Source organism: Propionispora sp. 2/2-37, assembly GCF_001298735.1.
Taxonomy (GTDB): domain Bacteria; phylum Bacillota; class Negativicutes; order Propionisporales; family Propionisporaceae; genus Propionispora.
This window is the reverse complement of the sequence record NZ_CYSP01000006.1, coordinates 112,231-138,805: the sequence shown is the minus strand read 5'-3', so window position 1 is coordinate 138,805 and position 26,575 is coordinate 112,231. Positions and strand designations below refer to the sequence as shown.

The following is a 26,575-nucleotide window of genomic DNA, read 5'->3' as shown; positions in this document are numbered from 1 at the left end:
GAACTTGACCTTTCTCTTTTTCTTTGTTTTTTCACACTTTTCGTGGAGGAGAGAGGAGGACTTTACACCTCTGTCATAGAATACACACCCTTAATTAGTTGGCTGCATATTCTATACACCCTATTGGGAGCATATCTCTATCAGACAAACAGCCCGTTGGACAAAGAGGTATACAGCGAGTATACCTCTTTCATGCTTAGGAAGGGAGTGTCCCATTTGCTGCGTTATATATTAAACCGCATAATCAGTTCTTTTTTCGTTTTATTCGCTATTATAACTATCACTTTCCTGTTAATGCATACCATACCGGGTGGTCCCTTTACCAGTGAAAAAAACCTTCCGCCAGCCATAAAAAAAAACATTGAGGAACGTTATCACCTGAATGACCCGCTCTGGAAACAGTATGGTGATTACCTGGCTGACTTAGCCCGTTTTGACTTAGGTCCGTCTTTTAAATATGAAGGCCGGACGGTAAACAGTATTATCCGTGAAAGTTTCCCCGCATCACTAGAGCTGGGCATAATAAGTATCGGGCTTGCCCTTCTCTTTGGCATTCCTGCCGGAACGATTGCCTCACTGCGCCAAAACCGCTGGCAGGATTATACGATTATGCTGGTCGCAACCCTAGGCGTGTCGGTACCCAGTTTTGTACTTGCCACTTTGCTGATTTATGTTTTTGCTATTAAACTACAATGGCTGCCGGCAGCCATGTGGAACGGGCCGGCTTATATGATTTTGCCGGCTCTGGCTCTGGCAAGCTATCCGACTGCTTTTATTGCCCGGCTGACCCGTGCCAGCTTGCTGGAAGTTCTGTCCCAGGATTATATTCGAACCGCAAAAGCCAAAGGCTTATCGCAAACCGTTATTATCTACCGGCATGCATTAAAAAACGCTTTGATTCCCGTTATCACTTATATAGGGCCAATGACGGCTTCCATTCTTACCGGCAGCTTTATCATTGAAAATATTTTCGCCATTCCCGGACTGGGCCGGCATTTCGTTACCAGCATCTACAATCGTGATTATACCGTAATCTTAGGGGTAACGGTTTTCTACAGCGTATTAGTCATCACACTAAACTTGCTGGTCGATCTGATTTATCCATTACTCAACCCCCGTATTTCTTTACACGACCGACAGGAGGGCTAGGAACATGTTTCTTCCAGGTGAAGCATTTCAGCCGATAGAACGTAAAACCATTTCCGTCGCGGATGATAATTCCTTTTCCAGCCCCGGAGAAAGTGCGTGGCAGCGCTTTAAAAAGAACAAACCGGCAATAGCCGGTCTCTATTTCCTGCTTTTTATTATTTGTATCGCCGTATTCGGCCCCATGGTATCCGACCTCTCCTACTCCGCCCAAAACCTCCAGGAGGTTAATCAGCCGCCAAGTTCAATGCATTGGTTTGGGACGGACAGTCTTGGACGCGACTTGTTCATTCGCGTATTATACGGAGCGCGCATTTCTTTAACTATTGGTCTTGTTGCCAGCTTGATCAACCTTACCCTCGGCGTCATTTACGGTGGCATCGCCGGCTTTCTAGGCGGCAAGGTTGACCGGCTTATGATGAATATCGTCGATATTCTGTATGGGATTCCGTTATTGCTGTATGTCATCTTGCTGATGGTTATCTTAAAACCGGGACTGACTAATATTTTTATCGCTTTGGGTATTGCCTATTGGCTGGGTATGGCCCGTATTGTCCGTGGCCAGATTCTCAGTTTAAAAGAACAGGAATTTATCCTTGCTGCCCGCACCCTCGGCGCGGGCAGATGGCGTATCCTCTTTCGCCATCTGCTGCCCAACAGTCTCGGGCCGATTATTATTACCATGACCCTTTCCATTCCGGAAGCCATCTTTACCGAGGCTTTCCTCAGTTTTATCGGTCTGGGAGTGGCAGCACCCATGGCCAGTTGGGGTGTGCTGGCTTCCGAAGGGTTAACCAGCCTGCGTTCCTATCCATTTCAGTTGTTTTTTCCGGCGCTTGCAATCAGTATTACCATGCTGGCTTTTAATTTTCTCGGCGATGGGCTGCGCGACGCGTTGGACCCTCGCAGTCGGCGTTAAGGAGGTATCCCATGAAACCACTACTTTCTGTTCAAAATCTAACTATGTCTTTTGATACCTTCAGTGGTGAAGTGCAAGCCGTTAACGGCATAAATTTTGAAGTTTTTCCCGGCGAGGCTGTCGGAATAGTCGGTGAGTCAGGCTGCGGTAAAAGCGCCACCGCCCATGCCATCATGCGGCTCATTCCCACTCCGCCCGGCCGCTATAAAAACGGGAAAATACTGTTTAACGGTACCGATTTATTGCAAAAGACCGAAAAAGAAATGACGAAAATCCGGGGCAATACAATTAGTATGATTTTTCAGGATCCCATGACTTCATTAAACCCGGTATTAACGATTGGCAGGCAAATTGCCGAATCATTAGAACTCCACCAGCAAATGACCAAGCAGCAGGCATATGACCGGGCGGTTGAGTTATTAAATCTTGTAGGCATTCCACAGCCCCGGAAGCGCTTGAAAAATTATCCCCATCAGTTCAGCGGCGGTATGCGGCAGCGGGTTATGGTTGCTATGGCGCTTGCCTGCAATCCCAAGCTATTGCTGGCCGATGAACCAACAACAGCACTCGACGTAACTATCCAGGCTCAAATTATTGATTTACTTAAGGATCTGCAAGCCACTTTAGAAACTTCAATCATATTCATTTCTCATGATCTTGGCGCGGTTGCCCAATTCTGTAACCGGGTCATGGTCATGTATGCCGGAAAGATCGTTGAAACCGGAACCGTCACCGACATGTTTCACAGCCCTGGCCATCCTTATACCCGGGGGTTGCTCCAATCGCTGCCTCGCCTGGATAACGGCGAGAAAAAACGTCTGACGGTTATTGACGGACAACCGCCAAACCTGCTGGACGTCCCCTCCGGCTGTTCTTTTCATCCCCGCTGTCCTCATGCCATGCAGATCTGCTGCCAGGAACAACCTGAACCTACCCTGCTCTCGCCGCAACATACCGTAACCTGCTGGCTGCAGCACTCCGACGCACCTAAACCGCAGCGGGAGGTGGGAAAGTAATGAAAGAAACCATTCTGGAAGTTCACAATCTAAAGAAATATTTTCCTGTCCATACTAATGCTTTCGGCCGCCCCATCTCTTTTCTCAAAGCAGTGGACAATGTCAGTTTTTCCATCGCCAGAGGGGAAACACTGGGCCTGGTGGGAGAGAGCGGCTGCGGCAAATCCACTACCGGCCGGACTATCATCCATTTGTATAAACCGACAAGCGGCGAGATTCTTTTTAATGGCATGAATACCAGCACTCCTGCAGCACAAAAAAAACTGCGCCGTCGTATGCAGATGATCTTTCAGGACCCCTATGCCTCGCTCAATCCGCGCATGACGGTCAGGGACATTATCGGTGAGCCGCTGGATATCCATAGCCTGGCAACCGGCCAGGAACGCAGTGACCGCATCCGGGATTTATTGCAATTGGTTGGGTTAAGCCCTGAACATAGTAAACGCTATCCGCATGAATTCAGTGGCGGACAGCGTCAGCGGATTGGTATCGCCCGTGCTTTGGCAGTGGAACCAAGTTTCATTATATGTGACGAGCCGATTTCGGCATTGGATGTATCCATCCAGGCACAAATCGTAAATTTACTGGAACATTTGCAGGAAACACTGTCGCTAACGTACTTATTTATCGCCCATGATTTAGCTATGGTAAAACACATCAGTAACCGCATTGCGGTCATGTACCTCGGCAAAATTGTCGAACTGGCGGATAGCAGCGAATTATATTCCCAGCCCCTGCATCCTTATACGCAGGCACTCTTATCAGCCATTCCCAGTCTTGATCCGGCATGGCGACAGCGGGAACGGATCCGTTTATCCGGCGATGTTCCCAGCCCGGTAGCCCCTCCTTCCGGCTGCGGGTTTCGGACCCGCTGCCGCTATGCCCTGTCACTCTGCGCCGAACAGGAGCCAATACTGCTTGATACCGGTAGCGGGCATCTCGCCGCCTGCCATTTATTAAGAACAAGCTGATCTTCTATGACATGATAGCGGGCGGAAATTGCAAAGGAGGAACTCATGGAAGCATTACGAAAAAAAATAGAGCAAATGACAGCTCCTTATACCGGAAATTGGGGAATACTAGTAAAAAACATCAATACAGGAGAAAGCCTGTCCATAGAACCGGACAGGGTTTTCCCTTCCGCCAGCATGATTAAGCTCCCAATTATGTTTGAAGTCATGCGCCAGGCGGCTGCCGGTGCACTGTCGCTTGACGACACCCTGCTGGTTACCGCTGCTGCCCGCGTTGGCGGAGCCGGTATTTTGCATGAACTGCGGCCGGGTATAGCTATGACCATCCGAGAACTGGTTACACTGATGATTATCATCAGTGACAATACCGCAACAAACCTTCTGATTGACCTAGTCGGCATGGAAGCCGTAAACCGGACCAGCACCAATCTGGGGCTGTGTTCTACCTTCCTGCGCAGACATATGATGGATTTTGCCGCTGCAAAGGCCGGCAATGAAAATGAAACGACGGCTGCAGATATGGCCTTGATGCTTGAAGCCGTCTACCAGGGCCGTGGTTTACCGCAAGGTTATGCCGACATAATGCTGGGCATCCTAAAACGCCAGCAAGTGCGTGATAAACTGCCCTTTTATCTGCCGGAAGAGTTCGAAATTGCCAATAAGACCGGAACGTTACATGGTGTCGAGCACGATGCCGGCATACTGTATTTTCCAGACGGACCTTACATCGTTTGTGTTTTAACAGGCAATCTGACCGCCAATTATGAAGGAATTCAGTTAGCTGCCGGTATCGGCAAAGCCATTTATGAACATCTTGTCGGAATGTAAAATTCGATGAATCTAGGAGGAATTCATGATGTCCTACAAAAATCTCTTGCTGCTCCTGTTGACTGCTGCTATGCTGTTAACATTAGCCTCCGGCTGTGGCCAGACAACCGGCAGCAGTGAACAAATACTCAAATATGCCCTTGAAGCCGAACCGTCTTCCCTGGATCCGGCCAAATCTACGGCTATCCCGGAATCTTTAGTCGAACTGCAGATTTTTGAGGGACTGGCCCGTTTGGATGCTAAGGATCAACCGGTTCCGGGTGTGGCAGAGAGCTGGGATATTTCTTCCGACGGACTGAAATATATCTTTCATTTACGCTCTAATGCCAAATGGTCGAATGGCGAACCGGTCACTGCCCGCGATTTCGAATTTGCCTGGAAACGGGCCTTAAATCCCGACTTCGCCTCGGAAAACGCCTATATGCTGTTCCCTCTGAAAAATGCACAAGCCTATAACGAAAGAAAAGTTACTGCTAATGCGGTGGGTGTAAAAGCGATTGATGAGCATACACTGGAAGTAACCCTGGAAAAACCAACCGCTTACTTTTTGAACTTAACAGCCTTCCATGCCTTCTACCCGGTCCCGGAAAAAACCGTAACAGCCAATCCGGATGGCTGGGCAGCAGACGTAGCCACACTCATTGGTAATGGCCCCTTCAAAATTAGCAACTGGGTGCATAACGGACAGATCGACTTTGCGAAAAGTGATACGTATTGGGATGCTGCCGCCGTTAAACTGGCCAAAATGGAATGGCCCATCAGCGATTCCCAGTCAACCAGGTTGTCCATGGTGGAAAATAATCAGGCCGATATGATGGTCGAACCGCCGGTAGTGGAACATGACCGCCTGCAGCAAGAAGGTCTTCTCACCATCTCTCCGTTTCTCGGCAGTTACTACTATGTATTTAACACACAGGCAGCCCCTTTTGACAATCCCAAAGTACGCCAGGCTTTCGCAATGGCCATCAACCGGGAAGAACTGATAAAGAATGTGGTCAAGGGCGGCAAGCAACCGGCGTATTCCTGGGTTGCACCGGGACTGATCAATCCGGTAAGCGGTAAGGATTTTCGCGAAGAAGGCGGCAATTTCGCTGTGGAAAACGCCGAGCAGGCCAAAAAACTGCTGACGGAAGCAGGTTTCCCCGACGGCAGGGGACTGCCGCCGATAACCATTTTGTTCAATACCAGCGAATTACATAAATCCATTGCCGAAGCCATTCAGGAAATGTGGAAGCAAAACCTGGGCGTAACCGTAAACCTGGCAAACCAGGAGTCCAAGGTATTTTTAACAGCACGCAATCAAGGCCAGTTTCAGGTGGCCAGAGCCTCCTGGACCGGCGATTATGCTGATCCTATGACCTTTCTGGACGTATTTAAGGACCCTGATAATGATGCAAACTACAATAATCCGGCTTATAACAAGCTATTGGAACAGGCCCAATCCACCAATGATCAAAAAATCCGGATGCAGACCATGCACGATGCTGAAAAAATCTTGTTTGACGATGCCGTGCTCATTCCGATTTACTATACTACACAGCCTTATGTCGCCAAGCCTTATGTGAAGGGATTTTTCTGGTCCGTCCTGGGATTGGCTGACTTTAAAACAGCGTATATAGAAAAATAATATTTATCGATTGCACAAATTTTCTAAGGGGTATGACGTTCTTATGTACGCATATCCCTTTGGTTATACAAGGAGTGGTTATCATCATGAATTTAGCCCCAATTAAACCCAAACGGCTTTCCTCCGGAGCCACGATCGGTGTTATTGCTCCTGCCAGCCCTGGCGATACCGATCAGGCGGCCGCGGGAATTGCCTGGCTGGAAGAACGTGGGTTTACAGTAAAAACCGGTATATCGGTTAACCAAACCGCAGGGTATTTATCCGGTGCGGATGCTCTTCGCGCCAGAGACATCAATGACATGTTTGCTTCCCCTGCTATCGACGGCATCATCTGCCTGCGTGGCGGCTATGGAACCATGCGTCTCTTAGAAAAAATCGATTATGAATTAATTCGCTCCCATCCCAAGGTCTTTATCGGCTACAGTGACATAACAGCACTGCATATCAATATCGGACAGCGGACAGGGCTTGTCACCTTTCATGGCCCGATGGTTTCCTCCGATATGAGTAAGGGGCTGTCTGAATATACCTGGGATTATTTTTCACGGGCTATACTGCAAAATACACCCTTAGGACCGGTAAAAAATCCGGTTTCAGCCCTGTCGAGCGTTTGCATTTCTCCCGGGCAGGCCTCCGGGCGTCTAACCGGCGGTAACCTAACCTTAGTTGCCGCGACTTTGGGGACTCCTTATGAAATCGATACGTACGGCAAGATCCTTTGTCTGGAAGAAGTCTCTGAAGCCCCCTACCGTATTGACCGTCTGTTGACTCAACTCTTGCTGGCCGGAAAACTTCAGCAGGCTGCCGGCATTGTCTTCGACGTATGCGCTCACTGCGACAGCGAAGCCACTCCGCCCAGTTTTACCGTGGAAGAAGTACTGAGAGACCGACTGTCCGGCCTTAATCTTCCGGTCCTTTATCAATTATATTTCGGCCATACGGAAGATAAAGTGACTCTTCCGCTGGGAGTCAGCGCTATACTGGATACGGAACAAAACGGGCTGATAGTAACGGAAACAGGCACAAGTGATTGAAGGAAAGGGGGACATCTAATGAATAAACAACTGTTAAAACAGCAAGTGATCTCCATTATTGATCAACTGGCACCAACGCTCAGCGGCATCAGCCTGTTTTTACACCAAAATCCGGAACTGGGACAGCAGGAATACCTGGCGTCCGGCCGTCTGATCAACGCGATCAAACAACATGGCTTCACAGTAAGCCAAAACATCAGCGGTTATGAAACGGCTTTTATTGCCAGGAAGGGAAGCAACGGTCCTAAAATTGCCTTTTTAGCCGAATACGACGCTCTACCGGAACTAGGGCACGCCTGCGGCCACAATTTAATTGCCGCCATGAGTTTCGGAGCAGCAGTTGCTTTTGCCGCCGTCGCTCAAGAGAATGCCGTTTCTTATCTGATTGGCTGCCCGGCGGAAGAAACAAGCGGCGCCAAAGTCAGCATGGCACAAGACGGCGTGTTTAACGAATTAACCGCAGCACTGATCGTCCATCCGGCAGACAGGAATACACTGGGCGGCTCCTCCTATGCCACTCACCCGTTAAAGGTAACTTTTCACGGCCGTCCGGCGCACGTTGCCAGTAAAACCGATAAAGGAAATAATGCGTTGGATGCCTTGCTGATGTTTTATAACGGCATGAAGCTGCTGGGCCAGACCTTTACTCAGGAAACCATTCTGGCAGGAATCATCACCAAAGGGGGAACTGTACCCAACATAGTCCCTGCCGAAGCCGAAGCGAAATTTACCATCCGGGCCTTATCTGCTCAATATCTAGAGGAAACAGTCCTGCCGGCTGTCCGCCGCTTGGCCGAGGGGGTCGCCCTATCCACCGGTACCAGAGTGGCTACCATTCATTATGAACCGCTGTTTAAAGAGTTAATTAATGATAAAAAGCTTATGCGGTTTTTTCAAAATAATATGGCTCTTCTCCAGGAACCGGTTACGTTGTTAAAGAACAACGATGCTGACGGTTCTACGGATGTCGGCAATGTCAGCCACGCTACCCCCACGCTCCATCCGGACATCGCCATCGGCAGTCAGCTTTCCGCGCACACGCCGGAATTTGCCGCGGCTGCCGGTTCTCCCTATGCTCAGGAGCGCATCCTGGTCGGCGCCAAAGCCATGGCCATGACAGCTATTGATCTTCTAGAATAAAGTGACATAAGTTATCGTCTCTAAAAAGATGATAGAAGCTACATATCTGTCGACTTTCCTCTCCATTTGTGATACACTATTCCAAGCGTTGGACAAATAGAAAATTCTATACTATTTTCTATTAATTAATTTGTATTTTAGGAGATAGGTTTAAAATGCCCAAATACTCCATACTAAGTGCGAATCAATTCCGCTTAACCTCTTATCAGATTCTGGTTTCCGGTTTTTTCGGACTGATTTTGCTCGGCGCCTTTCTTTTAATGCTTCCGGTTGCTTCTACCGGTCAGCCGTTAAGCTTTCTGGATGCACTTTTCACCGCCACTTCGGCTGTATGTGTTACTGGTTTGGTTGTTGTCGATACCGGTACACATTTTACCTTGTTTGGCCAAATCATCATTTTATTGCTCATCCAGCTCGGGGCCCTCGGCATTATGACGGTAACCACCCTGCTTTCCTTATTAATTGGAAAGAAGATCCATCTCAAAGAACGTATTATCATGCAGGAAGCCTTAAATCAACTTTCTCTTGCCGGTGTCGTTCGCCTGACACTCTACGTAGTAAAAATTACATTATTAATTGAATTTATCGGCGGCACCTTGCTAGCCATTAACTGGTATCCGGAATTTGGCCTACAGGGCATCTACTACGGCTACTGGCATGCCATCTCCGCTTTTTGCAATGCCGGCTTTGACCTGTTTGGCAATTTTCGAAGTCTTACAGGCTACGTGGACGATGTAACGGTTAATATCACCATTATGCTCTTAATTCTGCTGGGCGGGCTGGGTTTTGGTGTTTTAGCTGATTTGTGGCGCTTCCAATCTTTTTATAAACTGCAATTTCATACTAAAATCGTGTTAGTGACCAATGCGGCTCTCTTAGTTACAGGCTTTCTGTCTATCTTGCTGCTGGAATTTAACAATCCGGTTACGCTGGGAGAGTTAAGTACAGGCAATAAACTATTAGCCAGCCTGTTTCAATCCATCACTCCCCGAACAGCGGGTTATAACACGATAGATATTGCCGGCATGACTCATGCGTCCCTGTTTGTCACCATTATACTCATGTTTGTCGGAGCCTCTCCCGGATCAACAGGCGGCGGCATCAAAACCACAACATTCGGTGTGGTTATTGTCGCCGTTTGGTCCTTACTAACCGGCAAGGAGCAGACAGTTGCTTTTGAACGCCAAATTCCGCCCTCCGTTATCTATAAAGCCTTTGCTATTATTTTTATCTCCGGCATTTTCATTGTTTGCATTACTATGCTCCTCAGTATCAGCGAATCCGTTCCTTTTCTTCACATCCTGTTTGAAGTGGTCTCAGCCTTTGGCACAGTGGGCTTGACAACTGGAATCACACCATCATTGACCGTAACCGGAAAACTTGGTCTTATGATAGCTATGTTTGCCGGCAGGGTTGGTCCTGTCACTTTGGCGCTGGCCATAGTACTCCGTTCAAAAAACCACTTGATCAAATATCCTAATGGAAAAATCATCATAGGTTAGGTGATATATATGAGCCAAATCAGACAATTCGCAGTAATCGGCCTGGGGCGTTTTGGCACCAGCCTGGCGTCCACTCTGGAAAAATTAGGGCATGAAGTCCTGGCATTGGACAAAGATGAAAGTAAAGTGCAAAAATACAGTGATTCGTTTACCCATGTAATCCAAGGGGATTCCACCGACGAAAGTGTCCTAAAAGCAATTGGTATACGAAATTTTGACTGTGTTATCATCGCGATTGGCGGTGATCTGCAAGATAATGTAATGACAACCCTATTAGTAAAAGAATTAGGGATTAAATATGTTGTTGCCAAAGCGCAAAACCATTTACACGGCCGCATGCTGGAAAAAATCGGGGCAGACCGCGTGGTCTATCCCGAACGGGAAATGGGACAGCGTGTTGCGCACAGTCTTGTATCCACTACCATTCTGGATTTTATCGAACTTTCACCGGAAATCAGCATCCTGGAAATTACCGCCCCTGCTAAAGTTATCAACAAAACTCTGCTGGAAGCTAACCTTCGCGCCAAATATAGAATTAATGTATTGGCCATTAAGCGCAACAATAAAATTATTGCTACTCCAATGGCCAATGATATGATCCTGGAAAAAGACATCCTTATTGTCATGGGTGATAATAAGGATATCCATGAATTGGAAAATCAATAAACCAACACAGCTGTTAATGCAAGGCCCTTCCCGGCTATGCTGAAATCGGGAAGGGCCTTGTTATATCTGACCGCAATGCTTACAGATTACCGCTTTGATGGTAGTATAATCAATCTCGTCCGGAAGTGCTTCTTTGAGCGGTTTTAGCCTGTCTGTGCCCAATTGTTGAATGGCCTTCAATACTAATTCTTCTTGCTGCGAAGGAATCAAGGGATCCCAGTTTACAACATGCCCCTCCCGGCTGCAGCGTACAAGATGGTCCTGCACTGTTATGACTTTTAAATTCCGTTCTTGAGCAATTTCCTCCAACGAACACCCTCTTTGATACAATTGCAGCGTGATTTCATGGCTGGGTATTTCTTTCTTCGGTATTGCCGCCACAGGCTGTATTGCCGAAGAAGCTTGCAACGGCAGCCCATGTTCGTCGGCATATTCCCGTATTACCTGCAAAAATGCTTGTCCATAACGTTCCAGCTTGGTTTCTCCGACTCCTTTAATCGCCCGTAATCCTGCTTCATCAAGCGGAATCTTCGCACTCATCTCCCTGAGCGTACTATCGGCAAATACTACATATGGCGGTACTTTATCCTGATCGGCTAGCTTTTTGCGTAATTTACGCAGAGCTGTAAACAGTGCATCTTCCACAATTTTCTCCCTCGATTGACGGGGAACCTTTTGCCATACTTCTTCCCGGTGTTGCAAAACAGTTAAACCTTTACCCGTCATTTTAACCACAGGATACTGACTCTCCGTCAAATACAGATATTCAGTAGCAATAAGCCGGTTGATCATGTCCTTGATATCCTGCAGAGAATATTCCTTCATAATCCCGTAGACGGAAAGAGTATCGCCCCGCTGCTGTATGACCTTTTTATTTTTAGCGCCTTTCAGCACATCGGCAATCAAGGATATTCCAAAACGTTCTTTAACCCTTAACACACAAGAAAATATCTTTTGCGCTTCAATGGTAATATTCGTCATTTCCATATCGCTGTTGCAGTTCCCGCAATGGCCGCATTCCGCTCCAACGGGTTTATCGCCAAAATACTTCAAAATATAGCCGCGCAGGCATTCCGGGGTATGGCAATAGTCTACCATGGATTGCAGCTTGCCAAATTCCGCATGTTTTCGCTCCTGATCCTCAACGGATTGTTCAATTAAATATTTTTGCAAAAGAGGGTCCTGAGCCCCAAACAACAAAACGCACTCTGCCTCGTCGCCGTCCCGTCCGGCCCTGCCGGCTTCCTGATAATAAGATTCCATGTTTTTCGGCATATTATAGTGGATTACATAACGTACATCCGGTTTGTCAATTCCCATACCAAACGCATTGGTTGCAACCATAATGCGGATATCATCATGAATAAACAATTCCTGACTGCGTTTTCGCTCTTCATCCGGTAAACCGGCATGGTATTTTCCGGCGTGATAACCGCTTTTATTAAGAAAATCACAGATATTCTCCACTTCATTACGCGTAGCCGCATAAATAATGCCCGACTGTCCGGGGTGCTGCGCAATATATCGGCTGATAAACTGCTGCTTATTTTCTCCTTTTAGCACAGTAAATGAAAGGTTTGGCCGGTCAAAGCCCGTAAAAAATAAAGCGGGACTTTGTAATTCCATCAGATCGACAATATCTCTTTTTACCTGCTCCGTAGCCGTAGCCGTAAAGGCACCGACAACTGGACGGTTAGGCAACCCGGAAATAAAACTGCTGATCATGCGGTAGCTGGGACGAAAATCATGCCCCCACTGAGAAACACAATGTGCCTCATCAACGGCAATCAGCGAGATGGGCAAAGAGTAAAGCGTCTTCTGAAAAGACTCGGACGCCAAGCGTTCCGGTGCGATATACAGTATCTTATACCTTTTTTGCCTAACCTGATATAGTCGCTCATTCACCTCTCCTGCCGACAACGAACTGTTAATAAAAGCAGCCGCGATGCCCAGGGAGGAAAGAGAATCCACCTGATCTTTCATTAAGGAAATCAATGGGGAAATGACCACTGTAATTCCCGAAAATAATAAAGCCGGAATTTGAAAACATAGCGATTTTCCTGCACCTGTCGGCATAATCGCCAAGGTATCCCTCCCGCGCAATAAGCTGTCAATGATATCGGCCTGTCCCGGACGAAACTCCGGATATCCGTAATACTGTTGCAATATATTCCGTGCCTGAGTTAACATATTGCTCTCCTCTGTCAAATTATACTACTATATTACATTCGAAATGCGATTATTAAAATCCTGCAGCTTCCCCATCTTCGAAGGTGCCTTTCCGCATTGCGCTTTTTGTGTGGTGAATACAAGATACTTGATTTTTTTCAGCTCTACCTGTTGCCTGAATTTCGTTAAGTCGCGTATAATGGAAAAGGATAAAAAGGAGCGCGATGTAAAATGACCCAATTGGAAATGATGGCTGATGCCGAACTGCAAGAACATTATGCCACATTATCCCAAAACTACCGGAATTTTCAGGATAAAAAATTAAAACTGGATATGTCACGGGGAAAACCCTGTGCTGAACAATTAGATCTGTCTTCCGGCCTAATTGACTGTTTACAACCAACTGATTACCGGTCGGCCGACGGTATTGACTGCCGTAATTATGGCGGTGTTGACGGTATCCCTGAAGCTAAAGAATTATGTTCCCGGATATTAGAAACCACAACCAGTGAAATCATTGTCAGCGGCAACTCCAGTTTGGCATTAATGCACGACTTGATCGTCCGCGCCATCTTGCACGGGTTCCCGGATAGCCAAACTGCCTGGAAAAACTATCCTAAAATAAAATTTCTCTGTCCCAGCCCTGGTTATGACCGCCATTTTGGTATCTGTGAATATCTTGGAATTGAAATGATCACCATCCATTATCAATCCGCTGGTCCGGACATGGACCAGGTAGAAAAATTGGTAGCACAAGATGAAAGCATCAAAGGGATCTGGTGTGTTCCCAAATACAGCAATCCCACCGGAATAACTTATTCTGACAGCGTTGTGAAGCGCTTGGCTGCCATGCCGGCAAAAGCCGGTGATTTTCGAATCTTCTGGGATAATGCCTATGCCATACACCATCTCACTGATACTCCGGATCATTTGCTGAATATCCTGACAGCCTGTAAACAAGCCGGTCATCCCGACCGGGTGTTTATGTTTGCTTCAACCTCTAAAGTCAGCTTCCCTGGCGCGGGAATTGCTATGGTTGGCGCCAGTGAAGCCAATATCAACTGGCTGAAAAAACAAATGCTGCAGCAGACCATCGGACCCGATAAACTTAATCAATTGCGTCACATCCGTTTCTTTAAAGATCTGGCGGGAGTAGAAAGTCAAATGCGCCGTCATGCTGCCATCATTAAGCCAAAATTCGATTTGGTATTTTCTCTGCTAGAAACTCATCTGGGAAGCAAACATATCGCTCGCTGGAGTAAACCCAACGGTGGCTATTTTATCAGTTTTGATACCCTTCCCGGCTGTGCTCGGAAGGTAGTGGCCAAAGCAGCCCAAGCTGGTGTCACCCTTACTGCTGCCGGCTCAACTTATCCTTACGGCAGGGATCCTGAAGACAAAAATATCCGTATTGCACCTACACTGCCACCTCTGCCGGAATTACAACAAGCCATGGAGTTATTCGTTCTCTGTGTCCAGCTGGTCAGTACCGAACAGGAATTACAAAGAAGAGGACTTCTTCCTTGAGGGATATAAAGAGAACCTGCCAAAATGCAGGATCTCTTTATATCCCTTCCGTTGCGGCTCCACGGTATTATAAACACGCTGCCTTTCACTACCAATCAATTGTCCGGAAAAACTTGTAAAGCTAATCCTTCTTCGTAATATAATATATTAATATAAAAATAGCAAAGGAGTATAATAAATTACGTAGGCAGGGGCATATGCTGGCAGCGGCTAAGAATGAAATCAATATATGTTTACGTCCAAAACTAATCTACCGGGTTTCACTAATATCTCTTCACTACAAATGTGAAAAAAGGTGATACTGTGCAGGTATGAGTCGTTATCTAGAAATCAGTAAATGCTTAAAAGCAATTGCGCGCAGCTTTGCATTGTAAGCTTATTGGATAAGCAGGATAATTTGAAAAGCATGCAGGATTATCTGAAATTATCACATTCACTGTCTCCTATCATCTGCAAAATGAAAAAACGGCCGTATTTTATTGCCGGTGAACGAAAAGTTTTGCTAATCCGCTAGGGCATCAGAGCAAAAAATATGATATTTTCTTTTGAATGAGAAATATGTAAAAAGGATTTTATATCCATGCTGTGAAATATATACATATAAGCTATGTCCATAGTTTGGCGGTTTGCTTTTTAACGGCAATACCGAAAAATGTGATATGCATCACATTATAAGTTTATCTTTTAGTTATAATGTAAGTGAGCTATAAGGAGGTGACATCATGTATAAAATTAACAGTGAATGTATTAAATGCGGCGCATGCGCTTCCACCTGCCCGGTCAATGCAATTTCCGAAGGAGACACTCAATACAATATCGACGAAAACTGTATTGACTGCGGCTCCTGTGCTTCAGTTTGTCCGGTTGGAGCCATCAGCCCCGGTGAATAAGAAACTCAAAGCAACACGGTATGAAGCAGCTATTACCTCGGTGATAGCTGCCTTGTTATATAGCTAATAAGTAGACTAACGCCCTACTCTCTGATACAATAATAACGAAACTTACCCAAGTTTATCCTAGCTAAAGAAAGGGACAGATTATGGAACACTGGCTTTCCTATATCCAACGTTTACAATCCATTGCGCAAAACGGCTTAACCTATTCCCAAAATAAATATGATCTGGAACGTTTTGAGGAATTAAAAGAAATCAGTGAAAAAATGCTGGCTGATTTAATCGGCAAAAGCATTACACAGATTCAAAATATTTTTATCCATGAGCATGGTTATGCCACTCCTAAGGTAGATGTTCGGGGCGTTATTTTTAAAGAAAATAAAATCTTATTAGTTAAAGAAACCATCGACGGTTGCTGGTCGTTGCCCGGTGGCTGGGCCGATATCGGTTTTACTCCAAGCGAGGTCGTAGTGAAAGAAGTACGTGAGGAGGCCGGTCTCCACGTTAGAGCTGCCAAACTGCTGGCCGTATTGGATAAGCAGCGGCATGCGCACCCGCCGGATATTCATTATATTTATAAAATGTTTTTTCTTTGTGAGCCGGTCAGCGGCACACTGACTCCAGGCATGGAAACAAGTGCCGTTGATTATTTCCCGCTTGACCAACTGCCGAAATTATCAGTCAGCCGCAATACGGAGGACCAAATTAAAATGTTATTTGCCTTCCGGGAGAATAAAGATAAAGAAATCGTGTTTGATTAGGTAGAAAAAAGGAAACCGCTATATGAAGTGGTTTCCTTTTCCGTTTCTAAATTCCGAGTTCCTGTCGTTTTTTTTCAATATGATCAATATAAATTTGAACGGTCTTGTCCGCACTGGTTTCCACAGTCAGTTTTCCTAATCCGAGAGTTTCTGTTGTTTCTGTCAGCGTTTTGATTACAACATCACTGCCTGTAACGGAAGGAACCGGCGCCACATGCACCAGCCACCCCAGAGCGATGGCCGTGCAGGCATCGGCAACCGCTTTCTGCTCCAGATATTCTGGTGCCCCGATAACCAAGGGCAATTGATTGGTATCCACTTCTAAGGCCTCAGCTATTTCTTTGGCAGTCTGCGTCATTTTCCCAATATCCACGCAAGCACCATACGATAGTACCGGTGGAATACCCAATGCTTTACATATTTCTTTCAGTCCGGGACCACATTCTTCCGCCGCTTTAGGATCAGCCAGCCCGGTATACTGCATAACCGATGAAGTGCACCCGCCTGATAAAATTAAAATATCGTTTTTAATCAAACCCTTGGTTATCCGGAAAATATTGCTGCCACCCTGTCCATATCTGGCGGTAGTGCACCCGACAATGGTAGCAATGCCACGGATTTTCCCCGCCACAAGGGCATCAATCAAAGGTTTCCATGAACCTCCCAAAGCCGCTTTAACCGATTCTGTGCTAAAACCAACCATACAGTCCGAAATATGCGGCGGGATATACACTTCTCTGCTTTCTTGCCGCCGCTTTCTATAGGCAGCAATGGCCATATCCAGAATGGTATCAGCTTGCTTGCGCATTTCTTGCGGATTAAATTCAATCACAGCCGTATCCGGCATGCGAATGACTTCATGCGTGCTGACCATTGTGGTTCCAAAACGTTTTGCATACAACGGCAAGGTAGGTATGGTGCAGTTATAGTCAAACATAAAGAGGTCAACCGCTCCGGTAGCCAGTAAATATTCTTCCGACAGCCACTCCCCCTCCTGACCGGCATAGGCGCTCATTTCACCGGTATGCTGGTAGTTTAGGAGCTGCTGTCCCTCACAAACGTGACCCAAAACCTGTATCCCTTCTGCTCCGGCCTGTTTGGCCTTTTCCTGCCACTCCGTTCTGGAGGCCTGCTCAATTACCACATGAGCGGTTAATGGCATATGGCCATTTGTAATGATATTGACCATATTTTTTTTTAACAGCCCCATGTTCTGCCTGGCAGTCCGGATTTTTTGCGTTCCCATCAAAATCTCCTGCAAGATATCTAAGGCAAACAACCCCTGGTATTCATTAGCAATGCCCAGCCGGACCGCAGTCAGTAAAAAGTCGACCGGATCGGCATTCAGATTGGTCATGCATTTGGTTTGTGCCAGTGCCACTTCACTAAACCCTCCGCCGGGGAAAAGATTAAGTTTACGCCACAATTGCTGCCGTTTGGCCGGGGCAAAGACCTGTGTCATTTTTGATTCTTCCCAGTAAGGGCGTCCCATATCTTCCAGCACCCAGGTTGCAAACGCAACAGCAACCTGATTATCATCGCCATGGCTGGACAAACCGGCCAGATTAGCATAGTGCAGAAGTTTTTCTCGATCGCGTATTTTTAAACCGCTTTGCGGGTGCTCAGCAGCCGCCTTGAGAGTACGGGCCGCCTGCTGGGCGTGAAAAATATTTGCTGAGGTGCCAATCGTCACATGACGGTAAACAAAGTTGCGGGCCACCATGACATGAGCATCTACACCACAATTTCCCCGCGGCACTTTGGCATTGATACGGCAGGGTCCATTGGCACATAACTGACAGGATAAGCCCTGCTGACAAAAATTACAACGAATCTTTTCCTGTTGTTCAAACCGATCAAAGACATTGGTTAAGCCTTGTGCATGCACATGCTGATACATCTCCCGCATGGCCGGGTCTACAATTACGTTTAACGGGAAACCATCCTTACTCTGGTCATGCACCTGAATATGTTCGCGCTGCCATTTATGTACCGCTTCTATCGAAGAAGGTGACTTTTGTATATCAAAATATTTTTTGCTGTTGTGATGAATATCAAAATGTTCACCTGGGTGATTGGTACCGCTGGCATCACCCCGGCTTGCAATTGATTCTACATCGCTGCCACTGACAGGATCGGAACTCTTGATCAGCTTGTTGTCTTCCTTCATCTAGCTTTTCCTCCTATAAAGTAAATAGTCGCTTTCTCTATATATTGTGAGACTATCCGGCTATTTTTATAAGTTGAATGCCAAAATCATCATTTTTTCGTTCTTCTCTGCCTTAAAACAAAAAACAGCCGGTCCGCATACCGGCTGCACTCAGTTATTTCCCCGATGATATTCGCTGATCCATATAGGCCAGCAGGCGCTGACCTGCAGCTTCAATTTCCTGATTTTTCGGCAAATAGGACAATATCTCCTCGACATAGCTCTTCTCCCTGATCGCTCTTAACGTCCAGCAATAATTGACATCATAAACCCAATTCAACCGTACCAACTTACTGTCATCCGGTGTCCTGATATTGGCAAAGCTGGACTGCTTCCCGTTCAGCAAATCCTCGATAAACAACTTGGTATATCCCTCGGGCGTAGGTGGTTGTAAAAAAGGAGATAATACATAATAAATATCCAGTTTGTCAGCATCACGAATCAATTTAGCAAATATTTCATATTGCGTATCGGGTACCGGGGCTATTTGCATGGCATTATGATTGCGAATGGCAAAATCGAAAATTTCCCGTTCTTCGCTTGACAATACCGTTAACTCCGGTAGGCCGGAAATCTCTGCCAACCCTAATTCTGCATGATTTACGGACTTTCTGTCATCAAAGGTTTGATATTCTGTGTACTGCTTAAAACGCCCGACATCATGAAACAAACCTACCAGCTCTGCCAACGTTCGCTGCCGTCCATTCAGTTGCAGATATTGAGCCAGTTTACGGCAGTAATCCACCACACGTAAGGTATGTTCTTCCTTTTGCCGGATATGAAACTGAATATCCGGGTCCTGATTATAGTAGGAATGTACATATTGAGAAAACCAGGCGTATAGCGCTTGCACGTCAATCATCATTATTTCACTTCCCGTCAAAAAGCTACTGCAATTCCCGTTGGTGCAGTGCTTAAAAGCTGTGTCTCACTCCAAAATAAGTATTGTCCTCCGGATTTCTATTTAAACTCTCGGTCTGCCCCACCAGAAAAGTATCCGGAGCAATCTGATACTGTGTTCTGAGTTTAACCCGTACATCATTGGGATCATACACATCCAGCGACATCCGCATTTGGCTGTTAATTTTGGCATCCAAGCCTACCCCGACTTTGCCTTCCACAATACCGGCCCTCCCGGCAAAAGACTCATTGCCTTTTCCTATCTGAAAATTCCCTTTATTCTCTTCACCAATACCATGAACTCCAATGACGGCAAAATCAGTCGGTGAAGTGTTGATCTTAATATCGGCATTACTCTGGTAATTCGAGGTATCTGGATTATATAACACTTCAAAACCGGTTTCCGCATTCAAAGAATCGACTTTGCTAAGCATCTTATTCGCCTTTTCACTGGCTTCCCGGGTATTTTTTAATGTTTGTTTAAGGTTTTCACCAGTTTGCGGATCGGTGACAACCCCCTCCAGTGAAGCAGCCATATTTTCAATGCGTGCACTGGTGCTTTTAATATTGGCCAGTGTCTCCCGCAGATCGCCTGCCGTTTGTCCGTTATTATCGATGTCGGCAACCAGGCCATCCACACGGGCGGCAACCATATTCAAACTCCCGGACATATCCTTCAGGTTGGTAACCATAGTATGCACATCTGCTGCATTATTCTCTGCCATCCGGGCCAGCGTGGCACTCAAGGCATTTAAATTAGCCGTTATTTCCCGGGCGTTCAGCATGCTTTCTTTTAACGAAGCTTTTACCTTTTCATCGCCAAGAATATCATTTAAGGATTGCACCAGCTTTTGCACATCGCCTAACACCTTATCGGCATTGGCAATTAAGTTGTCCAATCCCTTGGGCTCCTCGCCGCGTACAATGGAATTGGGCTCCAGGGCCCTGGGGCTGGCACTGGGGTATATTTCAATAAATTTTTCTCCCATTAAACCGTCTGCCCCGATGACAAAGCTGGACCCTTCCGGGATAATCACCCCCGAATGGATCAATAGCTGCACCTGTACTCCTTCGGGGCTAACTCTGATATCTTTAACTTTACCCACTTCCACTCCGGCATAGCGCACTGCATTGCCCTGCTTTAAACCACTTACTTGACTAAAAACCGCCTGCAGCGGATACCCATCTTCCCTCAGGGAAAAATTCCCTAAATGAAGAATCATATATACTAACAAAGCCATCCCGAGTAATGTCACTGCCCCTACTTTTGCCTCTGTACTCAAATTCACGACTGTATCCTCCTTCTGGCAGTGGTTCCAGGCGTTCTGAAACCGTAAACAAATTGCTGGACCAACGGATTATTCGATTGTTTGATTTCTTCTACGGTACCTACCTCAATAATGCGCCCGCCGTAAATCATGGCAATACGGTCAGCGATGTTAAATGCACTGCTCATGTGATGTGTAACCACTACAGAAGTAACTCCCATGATGCGCTTTGTACTGGAAATTAAGCGGTCAATCTTGCTGGACATAATCGGGTCCAAGCCCGCTGTCGGCTCATCATAAAGAATAATATCCGGATTCACGGCAATCGCCCGGGCCAGACTGACACGTTTTTTCATACCGCCGGAAAGTTCATTCGGCATAACATTTTCTTTGCCGAATAGCCCTACCATGCGCAGCCTGCGGCGCACAGCTTTTGTAATTTCTTCTTCGGACAAATTGGTGTGCTCACGTAATCCGAAAGCGACATTTTCTCCCACTGTCATGGAATCAAACAGGGCGGAATACTGAAACACCATCCCCATCCGCAACCGGATCTGATTTAATTCATTTTCGGAAAGCCCGGTAATCTCAGTTCCGTTTATCCAGATTTCACCCGACGTCGGCCTTAACAAGCCGACAATCAGCCTTAACAAAGTGCTTTTTCCGGAACCGCTGGGCCCAATAATAACCATCGTTTCACCGGTAGAAATTTCAAGGTTTATATCCTGCAATATCTTATTCCCCTGAATTGACATATCAACAGCAGTTAACTGGATCACTTTTTCACCTCTCATCATGCTCCGGCTTAACGAAATAATATCATGGATAAGAAATAATTGCTGATAAAAATTAAAATAATTGACGTCACTACGGAAGCGGTGGTGGCCCGTCCGACCCCTTCAGCACCCGGCGCGGTAGTCAGTCCCTTATAGCAGCCAACAATGGCAATAATCATGCCAAATGCCATAGCTTTTACCAAACCGCCGGTGATATCATTGACAACCGCAAATACTTTTATGGAGTGCAAATAAGTCACCGAGCCAATCCCCGAATGCAGCGTTGCGACCAAATAACCGCCAATCGTTCCAATAACATCGGCAAATATAACCAGCACCGGCGTCATAATCACACAGGCAACTAACCTCGGCACCACAAGATAGGCCACCGGATTAACCGCCATAACGCGCAACGCATCAATTTGTTCAGTTACTTTCATAGAGCCGATTTCCGCCGTAATGGCCGCCCCTACGCGTCCGGCCAAAACAACCCCGGTCAGTACCGGCGCCAGTTCCCGTCCCATTGCAATGGCAACCACACCGCCAACGGAAGACTGGGCGCCATACTTAATGAACTCATTGGCACTTTGCAATGTCATGACCATTCCTGTAAACAATATGGTTAATAATACAATAGGCAGCGAGTCTACGCCCAGATGCGACATTTGACGAAATACATGAACCGGCTTAGGCCGCCTGCGCAAATGATATATGCTTTCTCCCAACAACAAAACGATTTTGCCGACGCTTTCCATTCCGGCAATAACGTTTCGTCCGATGTCTTCTAACAATGCCTTCATGTGTAATCCCTCACCAAAGTCATATCCATTTCCCCGCTGGACAGGTATATTTCAAATGCGTCATTTAGACAAAAACAGCTTTATTTCTATCTATAAATAGTATTCTATACAAGAAGTCACTTCCCTGCCGGAAACTCTTTCTTCCCCTAGCATTATATGCCTTCTTGCCGTTTAAATAAGCGGAATGCACCTTGTGCCAAGGTGCATTCTGCTTATTTCTTGGTATCTTTCGCTTCTACATTCAGCAAAACCTGTGTGTCATTATCGACAATGTAATCGGTAGTGATAAAAGCCTTGTATTTTGCCTGAGCAGTAGCGACTTCACCCTTATTTTCAATTGTCAATTCCCTTTTTTTCTTCACTTTCAGCGATGTATCATCGTCCTGAGATTGTGGCAAAACTTCTGTATCGACCGCCTTGTTCTCCGCCGTTTTTTCTTCCCCGCCTGCTCCTGCCGGCATCTGGGTATCGAGGATCTCTACGACAACCGTATTATTGCGGTCACGCGAAACAAAATTATTAAGCGTATCCTCAAAGGATTTGGTTTTTGTTTTTGCCTTAATTCCCTTTAAGAGCGCCTCATCAACTCCCTGCTGGCTTAATAATAGCTGCGTCAGCGGAACCATTCCGCCGCCGCGGACTTCCAGCAGCAGCGGGCCTGGTGCTTGTTCCTGCGGAACAGTAAAGTTAACCGTTCTGGTGATTGGTTCACCACGGAAAGGTTTCAGTTGAACGTTAATAGCAACGGTATCCCCTGGTTTTGCTGTTGTGGCCTGGGCCTTCGCGCTGACTATCGAAGCAGTTTTCCGTTCCTTGTCGACCTCCACCTTTACTTTTACATCCATAATATCCACCGGATTAAACTGGTTGTTCATAAGGAGATTTAACGCTTCAAAGAACTCTCCAACAGCTGTTTCACCAATATTGGCCGGACTATAAAACATATTTTCCCGCTGTAAGGTTTGTCCGGGCATATTACGTGCTGTTATCGTAAAACTTACATTAGCCGTGCCTGCCCCGACCCGGTCCATCGCCTTTTCAATAACATTATACGCGGTAGTTGCCGATAATATGGGTGCTAATTCTTCATTTTGCACCACCTGGACAGCATCATCCTGGATCTTATTCGTATTGACGTCGTTAACTGTTATCCGTATCGGAATAACGGATGGATATTGACCTATCACACCGGCAATACCGGCTTTGCGGTCCTGAGTAACCATACCGACCAGGTCACCGGTCGTACCTACTTTAAAGCCGCTTTCTAAACCATTAACTACCGTAAAGATAGAAGCATTGGTCATAAAATAGGATACACCTCCCTTTTGCAGGAAGGGATGGCCAAAAGCCAGGACTTTATTGCCTTCCGTATAGGTTACCGTACCAATGGCACCAATGCTGACATCCCCCCGGACCAATTCGATACCTGCAGCACTGCCCGGCTCAAAAGCCGCATTAGGAGCCACCTCACTTTGCGGCACATTGCCGACGGCATACGGCATTAATTGAAAAGGACTCAATTTTTCTTTCAGCATGCTTAAAGCCGACTCACCGAAACCGGAAACCATCAACGGAGTAACCATAGGCTTTGGCTGTAAGGTACTGTTATTTTGCAATTTAGTTTCCATAGATGGTTTGGTATCGGATATATCCCATAATTTCAACATATCGGCAATAGGCGTAACCATTCCGATAGTATGATCGGTAAGCGGCCAGCCATAGGCAATCGCACCTACCAGTTTACCGTCTATATAGACCGGGCTTCCGCTCATTCCCTGCACAATTCCACCTGTACGTTCAATAACATCTCCGGATGTCTTTACCAGAATCAAATTACCGGAAGCCCCCGGCTGAGCCATAATGCCCAAAACTTCTACATTGAAATCCTCAATTGTCGTACCGGACACTACCGTTTTCGCGATGCCCCTCATACCCTTTTGAATTTGGTCTATCGGCATGGTCGAAGGGTAAGCTTGTGCTGTAAATGGCAAAAAAATCATAATGATGAAAAGAAGCAAGCACCGCTTCCATGTATTTAGCAAAAAAATCATCCCTCCTGTTTACTTGCGTACTGATTCAATACGAACCAGCACTTCTCCGGCACGAATACTTTCTCCCGGTTTTACCAGCACCTCCCGGACTACACCGTCCGTAGTAGAACGGACAGCCGGAACGGGACCGGTAATGCTGTCAACCATAACCAGGATATCACCTTCACGGACTGCAGTCCCGGCAACGACTAAATGATTAGCCAATACTTTTCCGGATAATACACTTTTTTGATCAATTAAACGGTTAGCTGCCGATACCCAGACAGCAAAAGCGAGCAATAGCATGACCGTAGCCAAGATGACTTTTCTTTTGTAAAGCATACTACTCTCCCCCTGTTCTCAGCATAATACTTGTACTCACAAAAATATTTCTCTGATTTTTACAAGAATGTAAACAGGTACTCTATTTATGTATGTATTATCATTATACAGCATTATGGTTAATTAGCAAACTACCGGGAAATAATACCCAGTCCGGCACCGATAGAACGCTCACGTCCGTCGGAAGGTTTATTGACTACTTCACCCCGGACAATCATTTCACTGGACCCGCCGCCATCAAAATTCATGGCCTGTACTGCCCCCATTTCCTGCATAAACGCACTTAACTCCAATAGGGAAAATCCGATACTATGTTGTTGACGTCCATCCACAACCACCAATAAAACATGCCCGTTCTTCGTTATACCGACTGCTGTCCGCGGTGCTCTGCCCGCAGTCACGTCACTTTCAAATGCCTCCATTTTACTGGTTATGGAAATACTGTTATCCTTAACCAACCGCGGCCCGGCTCCGATGACATGGATTGCCTGATCCCATTCTGTTCCTAGAGTTTGCATGACTTTTACCTTATCACCCACATTCAGTTTTGACAGCGCCTGCGCAGCAGCACCATGAGCCGACAAGACAAAACCGCCCTTGGGAATAGTCGAATTATTGCTGGTATTGATTGCTGTAACCGTATCTCCTTCCACAATATACTCCGTGCCAAAGGGATTGGTATCGGTTGTCACATCGTAATATTCATTATATAATACCAGTGCATCAGTCCCCCGCTCACAGTTCACACCGGTAATCGGCAGTGTTTGTCCATCAGGCAATTCAACTTTGCCCTGATATTGGACCTCGCCGATGAGCAGTTTACCATCCGGGAAGATACCGAATGCAGTACGGGAAATAGCAAGACTGCTCACAATCGTATTGTCAATTTTAGTAACACCCAAAATGGTTCCGTCCAAGGCAAAATAAGGTGCATTTACGGCAGCCAGCACTCCGGCCCGGCTACTCATGGCTGAGAGTCTTTCCAAACCGGCTACCTTTTCATTAGATAACAAAGGCTGAAGCTGTAAGCCTTCCTGCAGATTGATATCCAGAATATGCGCTAAAACCGGTCCTGCCGCCGTGCCACGCAGTATTGACGTATATAATAAACCCGGGGCTATTTGTTTTTGTATTTTATGGTCATACTCCTTGATGATGTCAATAACCAGACGGTTAGGACCTTTCAAAGTAAAGACTTTATAGACAGCAGACTTCTTTAGATCAATAATCGCAGTCAGTTTCCCTCCTGTATTCGTAAGCCGCAGGCTTTTAAAAACCGGATCACTTTGCGGTAAAGCAGGCAGTTGACTTTTATTTACTGTACCTGGCATATTGATCAGAATATGCGATGCAACATCTGTTGCCTTCTGATTTTCGTTGACTAACTGAACGCTGTATTCAGGAAGGTTGTCCACTTCTAAAACGATACGTACTTTTTCCGTTGATTGGCTAACCCGCATGTTTTGTATGACAGCAGCCGTTGAAGCCGCATATAAACTACCGGAATACAGGCAAATATACATGTACACCAACAAACAAACTACAATTCGAAACAGCTGTTTCATGATTTTTCTCCAATACCTCCAGATTATACAATAAGTGGGAAAGCCAGGCGCCATTATGGCGTCTGGCTTTCCCCATTTGCTTCCCTGTCTTGGGACAACTGACGATATAACAAATCCGCTAATCCTATGCCGCCTGCCTGCGACATATTTTTCGTTAGTTCCGTATCCAGCATGGAAGTCATAATCACTTGCGCATTACTTTCTTTTAATAAGCCATCTTTAGGAACGGTTTCCCGCATCTTGCTCATCATAAAGTTCAAAAAAACAGCTTCCATATCCTGGCAAACCTTTTTTAACTTAGCTGCGTCCTGAGTCTTATTAATACTGCGTTCCGCTTGCTCCAGCTTTTCAGCAAAACTGCCGCTGGTATCGGCCTGCAAAGCTCCGGCTTTACCCGAAAAGCTATTTGCAGTGCCGACATTGCTGATGCCACTGACACTGTTGATATTCATAGCCTCACCCGACCATTTCTTCTTTGTTGTCAAT

23 protein-coding genes are annotated in these 26,575 nt (G+C 46.3%); 13 read left to right on the top strand and 10 right to left on the bottom strand.

Annotation, left to right across the window (positions count from 1 at the left end; genetic code table 11):
• The first annotated feature begins 216 nt into the window (after positions 1–216).
• From P22_RS07980 to P22_RS07935, 10 genes are all read left to right on the top strand, one after another.
• Positions 217–1,149 (top strand): ABC transporter permease, encoded by a 933-nt coding sequence (locus P22_RS07980; protein ID WP_054259704.1) that lies wholly within the window; start codon positions 217–219, stop codon positions 1,147–1,149.
• Between the two features lie 4 nt (positions 1,150–1,153).
• Positions 1,154–2,065, top strand: a complete 912-nt coding sequence (locus tag P22_RS07975) for an ABC transporter permease (protein WP_054259703.1) — start codon at positions 1,154–1,156, stop codon at positions 2,063–2,065.
• 11 nt (positions 2,066–2,076) lie between these two features.
• A complete protein-coding gene (locus P22_RS07970; RefSeq protein WP_054259702.1) occupies positions 2,077–3,081 on the top strand; it encodes an ABC transporter ATP-binding protein in 1,005 nt (334 codons plus the stop codon).
• A complete protein-coding gene (locus tag P22_RS07965; RefSeq protein WP_054259701.1) occupies positions 3,081–4,052 on the top strand; it encodes an ABC transporter ATP-binding protein in 972 nt (323 codons plus the stop codon). The genes P22_RS07970 and P22_RS07965 overlap by 1 nt, the downstream gene beginning before the upstream one ends.
• A 45-nt stretch (positions 4,053–4,097) precedes the next feature.
• Positions 4,098–4,880: a serine hydrolase gene (locus P22_RS07960; protein WP_054259700.1), complete on the top strand. Its 783-nt coding sequence runs from the start codon at positions 4,098–4,100 to the stop codon at positions 4,878–4,880.
• 28 nt (positions 4,881–4,908) lie between these two features.
• A complete protein-coding gene (locus tag P22_RS07955; protein ID WP_216598054.1) occupies positions 4,909–6,507 on the top strand; it encodes a peptide ABC transporter substrate-binding protein in 1,599 nt (532 codons plus the stop codon).
• Positions 6,508–6,593: 86 nt separating this feature from the next.
• On the top strand, positions 6,594–7,541 hold the full coding sequence (locus P22_RS07950) for a S66 peptidase family protein (RefSeq protein ID WP_235814589.1): 948 nt from the start codon (positions 6,594–6,596) through the stop codon (positions 7,539–7,541).
• Between the two features lie 18 nt (positions 7,542–7,559).
• Positions 7,560–8,681, top strand: a complete 1,122-nt coding sequence (locus P22_RS07945; RefSeq protein WP_054259697.1) for an amidohydrolase — start codon at positions 7,560–7,562, stop codon at positions 8,679–8,681.
• Between the two features lie 155 nt (positions 8,682–8,836).
• Positions 8,837–10,183, top strand: a complete 1,347-nt coding sequence (locus tag P22_RS07940) for a TrkH family potassium uptake protein (RefSeq protein ID WP_054259696.1) — start codon at positions 8,837–8,839, stop codon at positions 10,181–10,183.
• Between the two features lie 9 nt (positions 10,184–10,192).
• Entirely contained in the window at positions 10,193–10,849 is a 657-nt protein-coding gene (locus P22_RS07935; protein ID WP_054259695.1) for a potassium channel family protein, read from the top strand.
• 60 nt (positions 10,850–10,909) lie between these two features.
• On the opposite strand, the gene recQ is transcribed toward P22_RS07935, so the two are convergent.
• Positions 10,910–13,039: a DNA helicase RecQ gene (recQ, locus tag P22_RS07930; protein ID WP_054259694.1), complete on the bottom strand. Its 2,130-nt coding sequence runs from the start codon at positions 13,037–13,039 to the stop codon at positions 10,910–10,912.
• Positions 13,040–13,249: 210 nt separating this feature from the next.
• Between recQ and P22_RS07925 the strand changes: the two genes are divergently transcribed.
• The 3 genes from P22_RS07925 (at position 13,250) to P22_RS07915 (ending at position 16,199) form a co-directional block, all read left to right on the top strand.
• Positions 13,250–14,545 (top strand): aspartate aminotransferase type Ic, encoded by a 1,296-nt coding sequence (locus P22_RS07925; protein ID WP_054259693.1) that lies wholly within the window; start codon positions 13,250–13,252, stop codon positions 14,543–14,545.
• A 722-nt stretch (positions 14,546–15,267) separates the two neighbouring features.
• Complete coding sequence (locus P22_RS07920; RefSeq protein WP_054259692.1) at positions 15,268–15,435, top strand: DUF362 domain-containing protein; 168 nt, start codon at positions 15,268–15,270, stop codon at positions 15,433–15,435.
• Between the two features lie 149 nt (positions 15,436–15,584).
• A complete protein-coding gene (locus P22_RS07915; protein ID WP_054259691.1) occupies positions 15,585–16,199 on the top strand; it encodes an NUDIX hydrolase in 615 nt (204 codons plus the stop codon).
• 46 nt (positions 16,200–16,245) lie between these two features.
• On the opposite strand, the gene cooS is transcribed toward P22_RS07915, so the two are convergent.
• The 9 genes from cooS to P22_RS07870 form a co-directional block, all read right to left on the bottom strand.
• A complete protein-coding gene (gene cooS / locus P22_RS07910) occupies positions 16,246–18,369 on the bottom strand; it encodes an anaerobic carbon-monoxide dehydrogenase catalytic subunit (RefSeq protein WP_082378435.1) in 2,124 nt (707 codons plus the stop codon).
• Between the two features lie 154 nt (positions 18,370–18,523).
• Positions 18,524–19,273, bottom strand: coding sequence for an HD domain-containing protein (locus P22_RS07905; protein ID WP_054259690.1), 750 nt, complete (start codon positions 19,271–19,273; stop codon positions 18,524–18,526).
• A 49-nt stretch (positions 19,274–19,322) separates the two neighbouring features.
• The gene (locus tag P22_RS07900; protein WP_054259689.1) at positions 19,323–20,597 is read right to left on the bottom strand and encodes an MlaD family protein; all 1,275 of its coding nucleotides are present in this window, start codon (positions 20,595–20,597) and stop codon (positions 19,323–19,325) included.
• On the bottom strand, positions 20,594–21,355 hold the full coding sequence (locus P22_RS07895) for an ABC transporter ATP-binding protein (RefSeq protein ID WP_054259688.1): 762 nt from the start codon (positions 21,353–21,355) through the stop codon (positions 20,594–20,596). The genes P22_RS07900 and P22_RS07895 overlap by 4 nt, the downstream gene beginning before the upstream one ends.
• Positions 21,356–21,381: 26 nt before the next feature.
• Positions 21,382–22,152, bottom strand: coding sequence for an MlaE family ABC transporter permease (locus P22_RS07890; protein WP_054259687.1), 771 nt, complete (start codon positions 22,150–22,152; stop codon positions 21,382–21,384).
• A gap of 212 nt (positions 22,153–22,364) precedes the next feature.
• The gene (locus P22_RS07885; protein ID WP_054259686.1) at positions 22,365–24,203 is read right to left on the bottom strand and encodes a SpoIVB peptidase S55 domain-containing protein; all 1,839 of its coding nucleotides are present in this window, start codon (positions 24,201–24,203) and stop codon (positions 22,365–22,367) included.
• Positions 24,204–24,212: 9 nt separating this feature from the next.
• Positions 24,213–24,524 carry a biotin/lipoyl-containing protein gene (locus tag P22_RS07880; RefSeq protein WP_054259685.1) on the bottom strand — a complete coding sequence of 104 codons (312 nt, stop codon included), beginning with the start codon at positions 24,522–24,524 and terminating at the stop codon, positions 24,213–24,215.
• A gap of 131 nt (positions 24,525–24,655) precedes the next feature.
• Positions 24,656–26,089, bottom strand: coding sequence for a phosphodiester glycosidase family protein (locus P22_RS07875; RefSeq protein WP_054259684.1), 1,434 nt, complete (start codon positions 26,087–26,089; stop codon positions 24,656–24,658).
• Between the two features lie 53 nt (positions 26,090–26,142).
• On the bottom strand, positions 26,143–26,574 hold the full coding sequence (locus P22_RS07870) for a rod-binding protein (protein WP_235814588.1): 432 nt from the start codon (positions 26,572–26,574) through the stop codon (positions 26,143–26,145).
• Position 26,575: the final 1 nt, after the last annotated feature.

Coding starts and splice junctions, on each gene's coding strand:
- P22_RS07975 (WP_054259703.1), top strand. CDS start 1,154: ATGTTTCTTCCAGGTGAAGCATTTCAGCCGATAGAACGTAAAACCATT.
- P22_RS07970 (WP_054259702.1), top strand. CDS start 2,077: ATGAAACCACTACTTTCTGTTCAAAATCTAACTATGTCTTTTGATACC.
- P22_RS07965 (WP_054259701.1), top strand. CDS start 3,081: ATGAAAGAAACCATTCTGGAAGTTCACAATCTAAAGAAATATTTTCCT.
- P22_RS07960 (WP_054259700.1), top strand. CDS start 4,098: ATGGAAGCATTACGAAAAAAAATAGAGCAAATGACAGCTCCTTATACC.
- P22_RS07955 (WP_216598054.1), top strand. CDS start 4,909: ATGTCCTACAAAAATCTCTTGCTGCTCCTGTTGACTGCTGCTATGCTG.
- P22_RS07950 (WP_235814589.1), top strand. CDS start 6,594: ATGAATTTAGCCCCAATTAAACCCAAACGGCTTTCCTCCGGAGCCACG.
- P22_RS07945 (WP_054259697.1), top strand. CDS start 7,560: ATGAATAAACAACTGTTAAAACAGCAAGTGATCTCCATTATTGATCAA.
- P22_RS07940 (WP_054259696.1), top strand. CDS start 8,837: ATGCCCAAATACTCCATACTAAGTGCGAATCAATTCCGCTTAACCTCT.
- P22_RS07935 (WP_054259695.1), top strand. CDS start 10,193: ATGAGCCAAATCAGACAATTCGCAGTAATCGGCCTGGGGCGTTTTGGC.
- recQ (WP_054259694.1), bottom strand. CDS start 13,039: ATGTTAACTCAGGCACGGAATATATTGCAACAGTATTACGGATATCCG.
- P22_RS07925 (WP_054259693.1), top strand. CDS start 13,250: ATGACCCAATTGGAAATGATGGCTGATGCCGAACTGCAAGAACATTAT.
- P22_RS07920 (WP_054259692.1), top strand. CDS start 15,268: ATGTATAAAATTAACAGTGAATGTATTAAATGCGGCGCATGCGCTTCC.
- P22_RS07915 (WP_054259691.1), top strand. CDS start 15,585: ATGGAACACTGGCTTTCCTATATCCAACGTTTACAATCCATTGCGCAA.
- cooS (WP_082378435.1), bottom strand. CDS start 18,369: ATGAAGGAAGACAACAAGCTGATCAAGAGTTCCGATCCTGTCAGTGGC.
- P22_RS07905 (WP_054259690.1), bottom strand. CDS start 19,273: ATGATGATTGACGTGCAAGCGCTATACGCCTGGTTTTCTCAATATGTA.
- P22_RS07890 (WP_054259687.1), bottom strand. CDS start 22,152: ATGAAGGCATTGTTAGAAGACATCGGACGAAACGTTATTGCCGGAATG.
- P22_RS07885 (WP_054259686.1), bottom strand. CDS start 24,203: ATGATTTTTTTGCTAAATACATGGAAGCGGTGCTTGCTTCTTTTCATC.
- P22_RS07880 (WP_054259685.1), bottom strand. CDS start 24,524: ATGCTTTACAAAAGAAAAGTCATCTTGGCTACGGTCATGCTATTGCTC.
- P22_RS07875 (WP_054259684.1), bottom strand. CDS start 26,089: ATGAAACAGCTGTTTCGAATTGTAGTTTGTTTGTTGGTGTACATGTAT.